Here is a 14,176-nt window from a genome sequence, read left to right on the forward strand (position 1 = left end):
GCCCCGCGAGCTCGGCTTCACCAGGGTCGGCGGACGCGCCCTGCTGGTGATCGGCGCGCGCGCCTAGGTGTGAGCGATGCCCGCTCGGGCACTTCGGTGTCATGGCCGTCTGTCTCGCCTGGCTCGGCGATCCGAAGCAGGTCGACGTCGTCATGGCGGCGCCCGGCCCGTGGCGCGAGGTGATCGAGGTCGGATCCGGGCTCTTGGTCCTCGAGTCCGACGAGTCGCTGTCGCGGGTCTACCACGAGGTCAAGTGGCTGCTCTCGGACGACTGTGCGCTGCTCGTCGCACCACTTGCCGAGCGGCCGAAGGCGCGCGGTGTCACGAGCGGCACCGTTTCCTGGCTCCGCGACCGGCTGCCACTTCCCTGAACGTGCCATCGCACGCCGGCCGCTCTATCCTCGAGGTCACGGCCGGATCCCGGCCGCCGGACGAGGGAGCCGTACCCGGAGCGCGACAAGACGGCCACTGAGGAGTGGTCATGGCTTGGCTCGTGCTCGTCGTCTCCGGGGTCCTGGAGGCCGTCTGGGCGGTCGCCCTCGGCAGGACCGAGGGCTTCACCCGGTTGACGCCGTCGATCGTGTTCGTCGTCGCGATCACCGCCAGCATGGGCGGTCTCGCCTTCGCGATGCGCACGCTGCCCATCGGCACGGCGTACGCCGTCTGGGTCGGCATCGGGGCGGCCCTGACCGTTGCGTTCGGCATGGTGACCGGCGACGAGGCGGTCAGTGTCGTCAAGGTGCTGCTGCTGGTCGGCTTGGTCGCCTGTGTGGTCGGCCTGAAGCTGACGCACTGACCCCCGGGATCAGTCTTCCCAGGGCGGGTCGTCGTCGAGCTTGGCGTAGTACTTCGCCAGGTGGCTCTTGATGCGCTCGGCGTCCTTGTCGGGTACGTCGACGCCGCCGCGCGCGCCCTCCATGACGCCCGCCGCGGCGAACACTCCGCGCGGCACCGCCTTGAGCTCGCCCCCGACGACGTCGGCGATGAGGAGCTTGTAGGCGGTGAAGTTGTCCTTGTTGTCGGCGTCGTACCAGACGTGCGCGTCCCGGTACTTCTCGTTGGGCTCGTCCTGCGCGTCGGCCCACTTGCGGACGCGCTTCTCGGCCGCGTCGCCGTCCCACTCACGGGCGCGATCGGCGAGGGGGAGGTCCTGGAACGTCGTGACAGCCATCGTTGCCTCCGGTGCTCTCGGGTGCTCCGTCGACCAGGAGCGGTACCCGATCAGCCCGCGACGATGAGCGGTCAGGCGAAGCAGACCCACCAGATGCCGGCGGCGAGCGGCAGGAGCGACGTGAGGTGCCACCACGACAGCAGCGGTCGCTTGTTGATGCCCAGGACCGCCGCGACACCGACGTTCCAGAACAGCGCGCCGATCACGACGAGCACGACCTGCGCGTCGGTGCGGTCACCGGCGACGTCGAGCTTCGCGGCCAGGATGAAGCCGGCGGTGAGGTGCACGACCGTCGTCAGGATCAGCGCGGACAGCACGCGGCGCTGCACGGTCTCGAGCCGCCTGATCGCCTCCGGGTCGGCGACCTTGCGGGGCTGGCTCGGGTCCATCAGGTGCCGACGCCGGGGCGCGGGCTGCTCGCTCATGCCTCCATTCTGCGGCGCTCCGGGCACCCCTCGATAATCGGTGGCGCCGTCGTAGGCGGGCGCGCATGCTGAACGTCATGGACATCACACGGTTCGGCCCCGACGACGCGGCCGCGCTCCGGGAGTGGGTCGCCCTGGCCAACGCGGTCGCCGCCGTCGACGCCCCGTGGGAGCACCCGTGGACCGTGACCACGGCCGAGGGACGGTTCCGCCACGGCTGGGACGGCGAGCCCGCGACGCCGTACCTCGCCCGGCTCGACGGCACCGTCGTCGGGATCGGCTCGGTCTCGGTGACCGAGTACGACAACCTCCACCTCGCCTGGTTCGGCGTGCAGGTGCACCCCGACCACCGTCGACGCGGCTACGGCAGCCAGATCCTGGCCTACCTCGAGCAGGAGGCGAAGGAGATCGGGCGCACCAGCGGCGGCATCGACGGCTGGGACTCCGAGGCGGCCGTCGGCTTCGCGGCCCGACACGGCTACGAGAAGAAGCACCAGGCCATCAACCGCCGCCAGTACCTCGCCGACATCGACCGCGCCGAGCTCGACAGGAGGTACGACGCCGCGCTTCCCTACGCAGCCGACTACGTGCTGGAGCGCTGGCCGGTGCCGACGCCTGACGATCAGCTCGACGACCTGGCGCGCATGGCATCGGCCATCAACGACGCGCCGACCGACGACCTCGACATCGAGGACGAGGTGTTCACCGGTGACCGCATGAAGGCCTACGAGGTGGCGACGGCCGGCAAGGGCCAGCGCCTCTACCGGGTCGTCGCCCGCCACGTGCCGACCGGCGAGCTCGCCGGGCAGACCGTCGTCGCGGTGGAGTCCGAGCGGCCGCAGATCAGCCACCAGCACGACACATCGGTCGTCCGCAGCCACCGCGGCCACCGGCTCGGCCTGCTGCTCAAGACCGACATGCTGCGCTGGCTGGCAGAGGCCGAGCCGCAGGTCACCGAGGTCGACACGTGGAACGCGGAGTCGAACGACCAGATGATCGGTGTCAACGAGGTCCTCGGCTACCGCGTCATGGGTCGCGAGCTCGCCTTCCAGAAGGACCTCTGAACCGGTCGATCCGGCAGTAGCCTGAGCCGGTGGCGACCCGGCACCAGGCACCGCCTGCCCAGGAGGTGCGGTTCTGCCGCACCGACGACGGCGTGCGGCTCGCCTGGGCGCGCCACGGCTCCGGTCCGCCCCTGCTGATCGTCTCGTGCTGGCTCAGCCATCTGCAGCACGACTGGCAGAGCCCGGTGTGGCGACACTTCCTCGACGACCTCGGCGACATCGCGACCGTCGTCCGCTACGACGAGCGCGGCTTCGGGCTCTCGGAGTGGGAGGTGGCCGACTTCTCGCTCGAGCGCCGCGTCGCCGACCTCGAGACGCTCGTGGAGGCGACCGGGCTCGACCGGTTCGCCGTCCTCGGCATGTCCGGGGGCGCGCCGGTCGCGCTGGCCTACGCGCACGCCCACCCGGAGCGGGTCACCCGGATGGTGCTGTACGGCGGCATGGCCGGCGGTGGCCTGCGGCAGGAGGACCCGGTGGAGGAGGAGGCCTTCCTCGCAATGATCCGCGCGGGCTGGGCCCGGCCCGACCCGCTCTTCCGGCGGGTCTTCACGAACGCGTTCATCCCCGACGCCACCGAGGAGCAGATGGTGTGGATGGACGAGCTGCAGCGCACGTCGACCAACACCGAGAACGCCGTGTGCAGCCGCATCGCGCGGCACCAGGTCGACGTCCGCGGGATCCTGCCCGAGATCGCCGCGCCCACCCTGGTGTTGCACGCGGACGGTGACCGGGTGGCACCGGACTGGGGGTTCGAGCTCGCGTCGGCCATCCCGGACGCGCGGCTGGTCATGCTGGACTCGCGCAACCACGTCCTGCTCGCCGACGAGCCCGCCTGGCGGGTCTTCCGGCAGGAGGTCGCGGGCTTCCTGGCGGCCGACCGCTCCGCGCCGCCGACGTCGAACCTCTCGGACCGCGAGCGCGAGATCCTGCTGCTCGCTGCCGACGGGCTCGACAACACCGAGATCGCCGATCGGCTCACCCTCAGCGTGCGCACGGTGGAGCGGCACTTCCAGAACGTCTACCTCAAGCTGGGCCTGTCGGGGCGTACGGCGCGGGCTGCCGCCGTCGCGCGGGTCCTCGCGTAGGGCGTACGCGCCGACCGCCAGCCCGGCTCCTCCTCTTACGCGTCCGCGCGGACGCGGGAGGCATGCCTCCGGACCTAGCTTCGTCGACACGGCGATCCCGCCGCCCGAGACGAAGGAGAACACCATGTCCAACAAGGCAGTGATCAGTCTTTCCACCGGCCTGGAGGACCCCGAGCGCGTGACGGTCGCGTTCCTCGTCGCGGTCGGTGCCGCCGAGCAGGGCCGACCCACGCTGATGTTCCTGACGAAGGAGGCCGTGCGGATCGCCCAGCCCGGCGTTGCCGTCGGCACCGCCTGCGACGGCTGCCCGCCGCTGCCGGAGCTGCTCGAGCGCTACCTCGCGGCCGGCGGCACCTACCTCGTGTGCCCGCTCTGCTTCAACGCCAAGGCACTCGACCCGGAGAACCTGATCAAGGGCGCCGAGCTCGGCGGCACCGTGCCGATGTGGCAGTGGATCGGGGACGAGGGCGCGACCAGCTTCAGCTACTGACGGCGCTCCTCAGCGACGAGCGGCCGCCGACCGCCGCTCGGCGTCGAACGCCGCGCGACGCAACCGGTCGGCGTGGCGGCCCGGGTCGGTGAACTCCAGCGCCACGCCGTGCCCGCCGCCGTCATACGTCGTCCGTCGCACGACCCTCGCCTCGAGGCCGAGCGTCTCGTCGTCGAGCCGGATCGTCACACCCACGGAGGCGCCGGCCGGAGGTGCGTCGCCGCCGACCGTTGCGAGCAGCCCGCCCTCGCTGAGGTCGGCCGCGACCGCCGAGAGACGGCGCTCGGTGACCTCGTCCGCGTCCTCGGCGTCCCACGTCAGCACCACGGGCACGTGCACCGGCGCTCGGAAGTGGGACCGGCGCTGGTCACGCACGGCCGGACCTGCCACCCGGGCGAGCCAGACCGGGCCGTAGTCGCGCTGGGCGCGCCGGACGACGACCGGGCAGGTGAAGCGACCGGTGTCTCCCGTCCAGGCGACCGCCGCGTCGACCTGAGCCTCTGCGTCCCCGTGCTCGGGGAGCCGCGACAGGACGAGCGTCGTGACGATCGCGTCCGCCTCGATGTCGAGCACCTGCGCCTCGTGGTCCCCGCCCGCGACCAGGGTCACGTGCTGGAGCAGGGCAGGGGCGCGCATGACCTCCGGATCGGCACGGGCGCGGCCGACCTGAGCGGGCCTGAGTGCTACAGCAGCCGGTCGACGACGTACGACGCGCCGCGCCGCAGCTCGTCGGCCGCGCGGGTGACCACGCGGTCGATCAGCTGCTCGCACGACGGGAGGTCGTCGATGACCCCCACGACCTGCCCGCTGGCCAGCACCCCGGCCGAGGTGTCGCCCTCGACCAGGCCCGCCTTGAGCATCATCGGCGTGTTGGCCGCGAGCGCCATCTGGCCGAGCGTGCGGCCCTGCTGCTTCCTCATCTCCCGGCCGTCCTTCGCGAGCTCGGCCCACGACATGCCGGAGTCGCGCTTGAACTCGAGGGTGCGGCGCAGGGTCGGCCCCATCCGCTTGACGGCTGACGTCTCCTCGAGCTCGTTCACGAGGTCGGTGCGCAGCATCCGGTGGGGCATCCCGTCGACCTTCGCCGTCACGACCGTGTCCGTGAGCCCGCGCTCGAGGTAGAGCCGCTTCACAGCGTCCGGCACCGCGGAGTCCGAGGTCAGCAGGAAGCGGGTGCCCATGCCGACGCCCGCGGCGCCGTACGACAGCGCGGCGGCGAGCCCGCGCCCGTCGAAGAACCCGCCCGCGGCGACGACGGGGATGTCGACGGCGTCCAGCACCGTCGGCAGCAGCAGGGTGGTGGGGACCGGGCCGGTGTGGCCGCCGCCCTCGCCGCCCTGCACCATCACCGCGTCGGCGCCCCAGGCGGCGACCTTCTTGGCGTGCTTGGCCGCCCCGATCGACGGCATCACGACGATGCCGTGCTCCTTGAGCCGGGCGATCAGCTCGGGCTTGGGTGCGAGCGCGAACGACGCGACCTTCACGCCATGGTCGATCAGCAGGTCGCACCGGGCCGCTGCGTCGCCGGCGTCGGCGCGGAGGTTGACGCCGAACGGCTGATCGGTGCGTCCCTTCACCTCGACGATCGCCTTCTCGAGCTCGTCGAAGGTCATCGTCGCCGAGGCGAGGATGCCGAGCCCGCCGGCGTTGGCGGTCGCCGACACGAGCCGTGGCCCGGACACCCAGCCCATGCCGGTCTGCACGACCGGGTGCCGTACGCCGACGAGGTCGGTGAACGGGGTCCGGATGAGCTGCTCGATCACTTCGCGGCCTCCGGCTCGGGCACTTCCTTGAACCGCAACCCCTTCGGGTCGAGCATCTCGCGGATGATCACGAGCTCGGCGTACGACGGCTCGCGCGTCGTCGGGACCTCGCCCTCGGGCAGCGCCAGCTCGAAGCCGGTCGCGGCGACGACCTCGTCGACCGTCACGCCCGGGTGGACCGAGACCAGGCGCACCGTGTCGTCGTGCCCGCCGACGTCGAGCACGGCCAGGTTGGTGACGATCCGGTGGATGTCGTTGAAGCGACTCGCGGCCGCGCCGGCGGCCTTCGCACGGGCCGGCCCGACGCCGGAGACGACGTCGACCTCCTCGACGAAGACGCGCGCGGAGTGCCGCGGGACCCAGTAGGACGTCCGGTTGTTGACCGTATTGCCCGGCGCGCCGCGCACCCCGAGCAGCTGCCGCTTCGGCTGGGCGAAGTCGCCGATGGCCGAGATGTTCTGGTTGCCGTGCCGGTCGACCTGCGTGGCGCCCATCATCACGTGCCGCTTGCCCCACGCGACCACGTCGAAGACCTTGCGGAACGGGATCCAACCCTCGACGACGTCCTTCTTGCCGAGCGGGGGAGTGCCGGCCAGGAACAGCGACTCCCCGTCGGAGATCACCAGGTCGGGGTTGGTGGTCAGCTTGGCGAGCCGCACCCCGAGGGTGGGGAGCAGGCCCATCGGGCTGGCGAAGATCTCGCCGTCGTCCTTGAACGCGTCGGCGATGGCGGCCGCACAGACGTCGGCTCGGGTGTAGTCGCTCACTTGTCCGTCTCCTCGCCGAACGCCTGGACGGCGGCCTGGTACGACGCCTCGTCGCCGGAGAGGAACCGGTCGTGGAACGCCTGCCAGTCCTCGTCGGAGCCGGAGGCCGCTGCGGCGTACGCCTTCTGGAAGCGCTCGTCGCGCTCGTAGTCCGGCGTGCACGTCGTGAAGTGCGCGCCGTTGGGCGTCTCGACCACGCCGTCGACCATCATCCGGCTCAGCAGCAGACGCTGCACCGGCGAGTCGACGGTAAGCCCCGCGGTGTCGACGACCTTCTCCACGGAGAGGTAGGTCTTCTTGGCGGCCATCGCGAAGAGGTCGTCGAAGTAGGGGTCGGGGCCGAGGTAGGACGCGTTGCCGTGCTCGTCGGCCCGGTTGAGGTGCACCAGCGCGACGTCGAGCTCGAGGGCCGGTACGGCGACCAGCTCCTCCGCGTCGTCGTACGGACTCGTCACGGTGCGCAGGTGCGGGTTGTTGACGAGGACGTCGGAGCCCAGGCCGGCGCGCATCGGGAGGAACGGCAGCCGCTGGGCGGCCGCGCGGAGGCCGGTCTGGAACATCCCCTCGTCGAGCTCGACGACCTCGGGGATCAGCTTGTTCTGGCGAGCGCGCTGGAAGTTGGGCTCCAGCGGGACGGAGTCGAGGGAGACGAACGCGTAGACCAGCTTGCGCACCTTGCCTGCGCGCGTCAGCAGGCCGACGTCGGCGCCGCCCCAGCTGACGATCGTGAGGTCGGTGAGGTCGGAGCCGTAGATCGCGCGGACGAGGGCCATCGGCTTGCGCCGCGGTCCCCAGCCGCCGATGCCGATCGTCATCCCGCTCTCGAGGCTGCCGACGACCTCGTCGATCGACATCCGCTTGTCGCGTGGCTTGTTGCTCACTTCTTCCCCTTCTCGGTACCGGCGAACTCGTCCCGCAGCTCGTCGCTGACGCCCATCAGGTTGAGCTCGAACGTGAAGCCCTGCTCCCACCGGTAGGACTTGTTGACGTCGATCGGGTCGATGCCGTTGAGCGCCTCCTTGGCGGCGCGGATCACCCGGGTGTCCTTGGCGGCGATCTCGCCCGCCACCTTCATCGCCGCGTCGAGCAGCTCCTCGCGTGGCACCACCTCGAGCACCGTGCCGAACGCGACCAGGTCGGCGGCCTTGATCGTGCGGGCGGTGAAGTAGAGCCTGCGCATCATCTGCTGCGGCACCAGCCGCGCCATGTGCGTGGCGGCGCCGAGCGCGCCTTGGTTGACCTCGGGCACGCCGAAGTAGGCGTCGTCGCTGGCCACCACGCAGTCGGCGTTGCCCACGAGCCCGACCCCGCCGCCGAGGCAGAACCCGTTGACCGCCGCGACGACCGGCACCGCGCACTCGTAGACCGCCTTGAAGGCCGCGTAGCAGCCCTTGTTGGCGCCGATCAGTGCGTCAAAGCCGGTGGTGTTCTGCATCTCCTTGATGTCGACGCCGGCGTTGAAGCCCCGCCCCTCGGCGCGCAGCACGACGACCTTGGTCGCCCGGTCCGCGCTCGCCTCGTCGAGGGCCGCCGCCACGTCGAACCAGCCCTGCACCGTCAGCGCGTTCACCGGGGGAGCGTCCATCGTGATGACGCGGATCCCGTCTGGCCTCAGGTCGCTGGTGATTGTCATCCGTCCTCCGTTGGTCGAGTAGCCCGAGCCGCTAGGCGAGGGCGTATCGAGACCCTACCAAGCAAATGCTTGGTAGGGTTAGGCCATGGCGCTGAACATCGACCTGTCCGGCCGGGTCGCCCTCGTCACCGGCGGTGCCCGCGGGATCGGTCGCGGCATCACCGAGGTCCTGCTCGAGGCAGGCGCGGCCGTGGTGACCTGCGGCCGCAGCGAGGCCGAGCCACCCGCGGGCGCGACCCACCGGGTCTGCGACGTCCGCGACGCCGACGCGGTCGCCGCTCTGGTCGACGGCATCGCCGCCGACCACGGCCGGCTCGACGTGCTCGTCAACAACGCGGGCGGCGCGCCGTACGCACTCGCGGCCGACGCCTCGCCGCGCTTCCACGACAAGATCGTGGGCCTCAACCTGTCGTCCGCCCTGCTCGTCAGCCAGGCGGCCAACCGTGTCATGCAGGGGCAGGACGGGGGCGGTGTCATCGTCAACATCTCCTCGGTCTCGGCTGGCCGGCCGTCGCCGGGCACCGCGGCCTACGGCGCAGCCAAGGCAGGGCTCGACGCGCTGACGACCTCGCTCGCGATGGAGTGGGGCCCGCGCGTGCGCGTGAATGCCGTCGACGTTGGTCTCGTCCGCACCCCCGACACAGCGGACCACTACGGCGGAGACGCCACGGTCGCTGCGATCGAGCGCACCATCCCGCTCGGTCGGATGGCCGGTCTCGCGGAGATCGGCAACGTCGTCGCGTTCCTCGCGAGCGACCTGTCGTCGTACGTCTCCGGCGCCCGCGTCGCCTGCCACGGCGGCGGGGAGCAGCCGGTCTTCCTGCACATCGCCCAAGCCGCAATGAAGGAGAACTGAATGTCCCGTCTGCTCGAAGGCCGCGTCGCCATCGTCACCGGCGCCGGCCGCGGCATCGGCCGCGCCCACGCCCTGGAGCTCGCGGCCCACGGTGCCAAGGTCGTCGTCAACGACTACGGCGTCTCGCTGGCAGGCGAGGGCACTGGCGAGACGCCGGCCCAGGAGGTCGTCAACGAGATCGTCGAGCGCGGCGGCCAGGCGGTCGTCAACGGCGCCGACGTCGCGGACTTCGAGGCGGCGGCCGCCATGGTTCAGCAGGCGATCGACACCTTCGGCGGGCTCGACATCCTGGTCAACAACGCCGGGTTCGTGCGCGACCGGATGCTCGTCAACACCTCGGAGGAGGAGTGGGACGCCGTCGTCCGGGTCCACCTCAAGGGTCACTTCGCGCCGCTCCGCCACGCCGGCGCCTACTGGCGGGCGGAGGCCAAGGAGGGGCGCCAGCGCGCCGCGCGGGTGATCAACACGTCGTCGGGCGCGGGTCTCCAGGGCTCGGTGGGCCAGGCGACGTACTCCGCGGCCAAGGCCGGCATCGCCGGCCTGACCCTGGTGGCGGCGCAGGAGCTGGGGCGCTACGGCGTGACCGTCAACGCCATCGCGCCGGTCGCCAAGACGCGGATGACGGAGGGCGCGTTCGACACCTCGGGCATGGCGCTGCCCGAGGACAACTCACCGATCGTCGCGTGGCTCGCCTCGGAGGAGGCCGGCGACGTCACCGGGCGGGTCATCGAGATCGACGGCGGGAAGATCACCGTCGAGGACGGCTGGCGCCACGGCCCGTCCGACGACAAGGGCTCCCGCTGGGAGGCAGCCGAGGTCGGGCCGGCGCTTCGCAAGCTGCTCGCGGAGGCGCCGGCGCCGGAGCCGGTCTACGGCGCGTAACCGCTACAGCCGCTCGATGACGGTGCCGGTGGCCATCGCGCCACCGGCGCACATCGACACCAGCGCGGTCGAGGCGTCACGGCGCTCGAGCTCGTGCAGAGCCGCGGTGATCAGGCGTACGCCGGTCGCGCCCACCGGGTGGCCCAGCGCGATCGCGCCGCCGTTGACGTTGACCTTGTCCATGTCGACCCGGTGCTGGCCCGCCCACGACAGCACGACCGAGGCGAACGCCTCGTTGACCTCGAACAGGTCGAAGTCGCTGATCGCCATGCCGGTCTTGTCGAGCACCCGCTGGGTGGCGTCGATCGGGCCGTCGAGGTGGTAGTACGGGTCCGAGCCGACGAGGCAGTGGTAGGTGATCCGGGCTCGCGGCTTGAGGCCGAGCTCCGCGGCGCGGTCCTCGTCCATGATCAGCAGCGCGGCGGCGCCGTCGGAGATCTGCGAGGAGGTGCCGGCGGTGTGCATGCCGTCGGGCAGCACGGTCTTCAGGCCGGCGAGGCCCTCGAGCGTGGTCTCGCGGAGGCCCTGGTCGGTGTCGACCACGCGCGTCTCACCGGTCGGCTTGCCGTCCTCGTCGAGGACGGGAGCCTCGATCGGGGCGATCTCGCGCTTGAAGCGGCCCTCGTCGACGGCGACGCGCGCCTTCTGCTGGGACGCGAGGCCGAACGTCTCGAGGTCGGCGCGGGTGAGCCCGCGGTTCTTGGCGATCCGGTCGGCCGCCTCGAACTGGTTGGGCATGTCGATGGTCCAGTCATCCGGACGGGGGTCGCCGAGACCCTGTGGGACGTTGCCGCCGAGCGGGATGCGCGTCATCGCCTCGACGCCGCATGCGATGCCGACGTCGATCGTGCCCGCCGCAACCATGTCGTTGACGACGTGGGCGGCCTGCTGGCCCGAGCCGCACTGGGCGTCCAGGATCGTCCCGCCGGTGTGCTGGGGAAGGCCCTGGTAGAGCCACGCCCGGCGCACCATGTCGTTGGACTGCTCGCCGGCCTGGGTGACGCAGCCGCCGACGACCTGCTCGACCAGCTCCGGGTCGACGCCGGCGCGGCGGAGCACCTCCTGCTGGACGAAGCCCAGCATCTGCGCGGGGTGCAGGCCGGCCAGCCACCCCTTGCGCTTGCCGAGAGGGGTGCGGACGGCGTCGATGATCACGGGGTTGCCCATGCGCCAAAACTAGAACACGTTCTCGCCCCGGGCAACACGACCGGGACACGCCGCCCGAGGATTTACTGAAAGCCTTTCGTATTTGCATGACTATGTGTAGCCTCCGATGAGAACGTGTTCCAGTCCGCTCGAAAGGTTCCGCAGACGTGACCGCAGTCGACCTGATCCCGCCGGGCTTCGACCCGACGAACCCCGACATCAACGCGGTCGCGCTGCCGCACGACGAGTTCAAGGCGCTCCGCTCGACTGCGCCGATCCACTGGGTGGAGCAGGAGCCGGAGGCGCGCGCCGGGTTCCTCGACACCGGTTACTGGGCGTGCACGCGGCACGAGACCGTCCGCGAGGTGTCGAAGGACAACGACAACTGGTCGACCGCCGAGAACGGCGTGATCATCCGGTTCGCCCCCGACATGACGCGTGACCAGGTCGAGGTGCAGCGGGCGATGCTCATCCACCACGACCCGCCGAGCCACACCAAGATGCGGGGCATCGTCTCGCGCGGGTTCACGCCGCGCGCGATCGCGTCGCTCAAGGAGAACCTCCGCGACCGTGCTTACAAGATCGTCGAGGAGGCCGCCGCGAAGGGCTCGGGCGACTTCGTCGAGGACCTCGCGGCGGAGCTGCCGCTGCAGGCGATCGCCGACTTCCTCGGCGTGCCGCAGGAGGACCGCAAGAAGCTCTTCGAGTGGTCCAACCAGATGATGGCCTACGACGACCCCGACTTCGAGATCGATCCCGCGGTCGCGTCGATGGAGATCCTCGCCTACTTCGATGCGCTCGCCAACGACCGTCGCGAGAACCCGCGGGACGACATCGTCACCAAGCTGATCCACGCGGGTGAGGACGACGCCCACGGCGCGCTCACCAACGACGAGTTCGGCTTCTTCGTGATCCTGCTGACCGTCGCCGGCAACGAGACGACGCGCAACGCGATCAGCCACGGCATGCACGCGTTCTTCCAGCACCCCGACCAGTGGGAGCTGTGGAAGGCCGAGCGTCCCGACACCATGGTCGACGAGGTCATCCGCTGGGCGACGCCGGTGACGGTGTTCCAGCGGACCGCCAAGCAGGACACGGTGCTGTCCGGCCAGGAGATCAAGAAGGGCGCCCGCGTCGGTCTCTTCTACGCGTCGGCCAACTTCGACGAGGACGTCTTCGACGACCCGTTCACGTTCAACATCCTCCGCGACCCGAACCCGCACGTCGCGTTCGGCGGTCACGGCGCCCACTACTGCATCGGCGCCAACCTCGCGCGGATGGAGATCAAGCTGATCTTCGACGCACTTGCTGACATCGTGCCCGGCATCAGCCAGGCTGGCGAGCCCCAGCGTCTCCGCTCCGGATGGCTCAACGCCATCAAGGAGCTCCAGGTCAACTACAAGTAGCGAGGCCGTGTGCGATGACCGCCGTCCTGCCCGAGGGCTTCGACTTCACCGATCCTGACGTCAACTGGGCGGCGGTCCCGCACGAACAGTTCCGCGAGCTGCGCCGTACCGCCCCGGTCGCCTGGATCGAGCAGAAGCCCGGCTCGTACGACGGGTTCGCGCCCGAGTCGGGGTCCGGCTACTGGGCCGCGACCAAGCACGCCGAGGTCGCGGCGGTCTCGAAGAACAGCAAGCAGTTCTCCAACGCGGAGAACGGCGCGATCATCCGGTTCCCGGAGGGCATGACGCGCGCGGACGTCGAGATGCAGCGGGTGATGATCCTCAACCAGGACCCGCCCGACCACGCGACGATGCGGCACATCGTGTCGAGGGCGTTCACGCCGCGCTCGATCAACACGCTCGAGCAGATCATGCGCGAGCGGGCGCACAAGATCGTCAGCGACGCGGTCGCGCGGGGGAGCGGCAATTTCGTCGAGGAGGTCGCGGCCGAGCTGCCCCTCCAGGCGATCGCCGACCTGATCGGCGTACCGATGGCGGACCGGCACCGCCTCTTCCACTGGTCCAACCAGATGCTCGCCAGCGAGGACCCCGACTACGCGGAGGTCGACGGCCAGGAGGCGGCGGCCGAGGTGCTCATGTACGCCATGGGGATGGCCGCGGAGCACAAGGCGCTCATCGAGGCGGGCACGCCGCGCGACGACCTCATCACCCGGCTGCTCCAGGCCGACGAGGAGGGCCGAGGTCTCAACGACGACGAGTTCGGCTACTTCGTCATCATCCTGACCGTCGCCGGCAACGAGACGACCCGCAACGCGATCAGCCACGGGATGAACGCGTTCCTCGACAACCCCGACCAGTGGGAGCTCTGGAAGCGCGAGCGGCCGGACACGATGGTCGACGAGGTCGTCCGGTGGGCGACGCCGGTGACGGTGTTCCAGCGCACCGCCCTCGAGGACGTCGAGGTCGGGGGAGTGCCGGTCAAGAAGGGCCAGCGCGTCGGCATCTTCTACGCCTCGGCCAACTTCGACGAGGACGTCTTCGAGGACCCGTTCCGCTTCGACATCACCCGCGATCCCAATCCGCACGTCGGGTTCGGCGGCCACGGCGCCCACTACTGCCTCGGCGCCAACCTCGCCCGTCAGGAGATCCGGGTGATCTTCGACGCGCTGGCCGACGTCGCGCCCGACATCAGCAAGCTCGCCGAGCCGAAGCGGCTGCGCCACGGCTGGATCAACGGGATCAAGGATCTCCAGGTCCGCTACGCGTAAGTTCGTGACGTGGATCACTCCGAGCGCGATACTTCGAACATGAGCGACATCGACGTCGAGCAGTTCCAGGGCTTCTCCGAGAACCACTACCAGCACGGCATGCACACGCTGGCCTGGATCACGCTGTGGTTGATCATCATCTCCGGCGTCGGGGCCGGGATCTTCGGGATGATCTGGGGCATCACCAGCAACTGATCGTCGGCACGAGGCGGAGAGACGG

Annotated in this window: 18 protein-coding genes and 1 riboswitch; of the genes, 10 read left to right on the forward strand and 8 right to left on the reverse strand. The window is 70.5% G+C overall.

Annotated features, from left to right (window positions below; translation table 11 throughout):
* Positions 1 to 101 precede the first annotated feature (101 nt).
* The gene (locus HNR19_RS09590; protein ID WP_179667708.1) at positions 102 to 371 is read left to right on the forward strand and encodes a hypothetical protein; all 270 of its coding nucleotides are present in this window, start codon (positions 102 to 104) and stop codon (positions 369 to 371) included.
* Between the two features lie 35 nt (positions 372 to 406).
* Positions 407 to 470: riboswitch (guanidine-III (ykkC-III) riboswitch) on the forward strand.
* Positions 471 to 481: 11 nt separating this feature from the next.
* On the forward strand, positions 482 to 796 hold the full coding sequence (locus HNR19_RS09595; protein ID WP_179667709.1) for a DMT family transporter: 315 nt from the start codon (positions 482 to 484) through the stop codon (positions 794 to 796).
* Between the two features lie 9 nt (positions 797 to 805).
* Here the strand turns inward: HNR19_RS09595 and HNR19_RS09600 are convergent, their stop codons facing one another.
* The gene (locus HNR19_RS09600; protein WP_179667710.1) at positions 806 to 1,171 is read right to left on the reverse strand and encodes a hypothetical protein; all 366 of its coding nucleotides are present in this window, start codon (positions 1,169 to 1,171) and stop codon (positions 806 to 808) included.
* A gap of 71 nt (positions 1,172 to 1,242) precedes the next feature.
* Positions 1,243 to 1,596 carry a hypothetical protein gene (locus HNR19_RS09605; protein ID WP_179667711.1) on the reverse strand — a complete coding sequence of 118 codons (354 nt, stop codon included), beginning with the start codon at positions 1,594 to 1,596 and terminating at the stop codon, positions 1,243 to 1,245.
* 77 nt (positions 1,597 to 1,673) lie between these two features.
* Between HNR19_RS09605 and HNR19_RS09610 the strand changes: the two genes are divergently transcribed.
* From HNR19_RS09610 to HNR19_RS09620, 3 genes are all read left to right on the forward strand, one after another.
* Positions 1,674 to 2,660 carry a GNAT family N-acetyltransferase gene (locus HNR19_RS09610; RefSeq protein WP_179667712.1) on the forward strand — a complete coding sequence of 329 codons (987 nt, stop codon included), beginning with the start codon at positions 1,674 to 1,676 and terminating at the stop codon, positions 2,658 to 2,660.
* A 29-nt stretch (positions 2,661 to 2,689) separates the two neighbouring features.
* Positions 2,690 to 3,745 (forward strand): alpha/beta fold hydrolase, encoded by a 1,056-nt coding sequence (locus HNR19_RS22680; protein WP_179667713.1) that lies wholly within the window; start codon positions 2,690 to 2,692, stop codon positions 3,743 to 3,745.
* A 124-nt stretch (positions 3,746 to 3,869) separates the two neighbouring features.
* The gene (locus HNR19_RS09620) at positions 3,870 to 4,235 is read left to right on the forward strand and encodes a DsrE family protein (RefSeq protein WP_179667714.1); all 366 of its coding nucleotides are present in this window, start codon (positions 3,870 to 3,872) and stop codon (positions 4,233 to 4,235) included.
* Between the two features lie 9 nt (positions 4,236 to 4,244).
* Here HNR19_RS09620 and HNR19_RS09625 read toward each other — a convergent pair whose 3' ends face one another.
* The 5 genes from HNR19_RS09625 to HNR19_RS09645 are packed head-to-tail and all read right to left on the reverse strand — an operon-like array spanning position 4,245 to position 8,398.
* On the reverse strand, positions 4,245 to 4,871 hold the full coding sequence (locus HNR19_RS09625; RefSeq protein ID WP_179667715.1) for a PilZ domain-containing protein: 627 nt from the start codon (positions 4,869 to 4,871) through the stop codon (positions 4,245 to 4,247).
* Between the two features lie 47 nt (positions 4,872 to 4,918).
* On the reverse strand, positions 4,919 to 5,998 hold the full coding sequence (locus HNR19_RS23135) for a nitronate monooxygenase (RefSeq protein ID WP_179667716.1): 1,080 nt from the start codon (positions 5,996 to 5,998) through the stop codon (positions 4,919 to 4,921).
* Positions 5,995 to 6,765: a CoA-transferase gene (locus tag HNR19_RS23480; RefSeq protein WP_179667717.1), complete on the reverse strand. Its 771-nt coding sequence runs from the start codon at positions 6,763 to 6,765 to the stop codon at positions 5,995 to 5,997. Before HNR19_RS23480 ends, HNR19_RS23135 begins: the two co-directional genes overlap by 4 nt.
* Complete coding sequence (locus HNR19_RS09640) at positions 6,762 to 7,646, reverse strand: CoA transferase subunit A (RefSeq protein WP_343047128.1); 885 nt, start codon at positions 7,644 to 7,646, stop codon at positions 6,762 to 6,764. Before HNR19_RS09640 ends, HNR19_RS23480 begins: the two co-directional genes overlap by 4 nt.
* Positions 7,643 to 8,398, reverse strand: a complete 756-nt coding sequence (locus tag HNR19_RS09645) for an enoyl-CoA hydratase family protein (RefSeq protein ID WP_179667718.1) — start codon at positions 8,396 to 8,398, stop codon at positions 7,643 to 7,645. Before HNR19_RS09645 ends, HNR19_RS09640 begins: the two co-directional genes overlap by 4 nt.
* 85 nt (positions 8,399 to 8,483) lie before the next feature.
* Here HNR19_RS09645 and HNR19_RS09650 point away from each other — a divergent pair, with 85 nt between their 5' ends.
* Together HNR19_RS09650 and HNR19_RS09655 are read left to right on the forward strand one after the other, a co-directional pair.
* A complete protein-coding gene (locus HNR19_RS09650) occupies positions 8,484 to 9,254 on the forward strand; it encodes an SDR family oxidoreductase (protein ID WP_179667719.1) in 771 nt (256 codons plus the stop codon).
* Positions 9,255 to 10,136, forward strand: a complete 882-nt coding sequence (locus HNR19_RS09655) for an SDR family oxidoreductase (RefSeq protein ID WP_179667720.1) — start codon at positions 9,255 to 9,257, stop codon at positions 10,134 to 10,136. It abuts the gene before it with no gap.
* A 3-nt stretch (positions 10,137 to 10,139) separates the two neighbouring features.
* Here the strand turns inward: HNR19_RS09655 and HNR19_RS09660 are convergent, their stop codons facing one another.
* The gene (locus tag HNR19_RS09660; protein WP_179667721.1) at positions 10,140 to 11,303 is read right to left on the reverse strand and encodes a steroid 3-ketoacyl-CoA thiolase; all 1,164 of its coding nucleotides are present in this window, start codon (positions 11,301 to 11,303) and stop codon (positions 10,140 to 10,142) included.
* A 146-nt stretch (positions 11,304 to 11,449) separates the two neighbouring features.
* On the opposite strand from HNR19_RS09660, the gene HNR19_RS09665 reads away from it, so the two are divergent.
* From HNR19_RS09665 to HNR19_RS09675, 3 genes are read left to right on the forward strand one after another with little or no spacing between them, the layout of a single operon-like run.
* The gene (locus HNR19_RS09665) at positions 11,450 to 12,688 is read left to right on the forward strand and encodes a cytochrome P450 (protein WP_343047129.1); all 1,239 of its coding nucleotides are present in this window, start codon (positions 11,450 to 11,452) and stop codon (positions 12,686 to 12,688) included.
* A gap of 14 nt (positions 12,689 to 12,702) precedes the next feature.
* Complete coding sequence (locus HNR19_RS09670) at positions 12,703 to 13,956, forward strand: cytochrome P450 (protein WP_179667722.1); 1,254 nt, start codon at positions 12,703 to 12,705, stop codon at positions 13,954 to 13,956.
* 39 nt (positions 13,957 to 13,995) lie between these two features.
* Entirely contained in the window at positions 13,996 to 14,151 is a 156-nt protein-coding gene (locus HNR19_RS09675) for a hypothetical protein (protein ID WP_179667723.1), read from the forward strand.
* Positions 14,152 to 14,176 lie beyond the last annotated feature (25 nt).

The sequence above is a fragment of the Nocardioides thalensis genome (assembly GCF_013410655.1).
GTDB lineage: Bacteria > Actinomycetota > Actinomycetes > Propionibacteriales > Nocardioidaceae > Nocardioides > Nocardioides thalensis.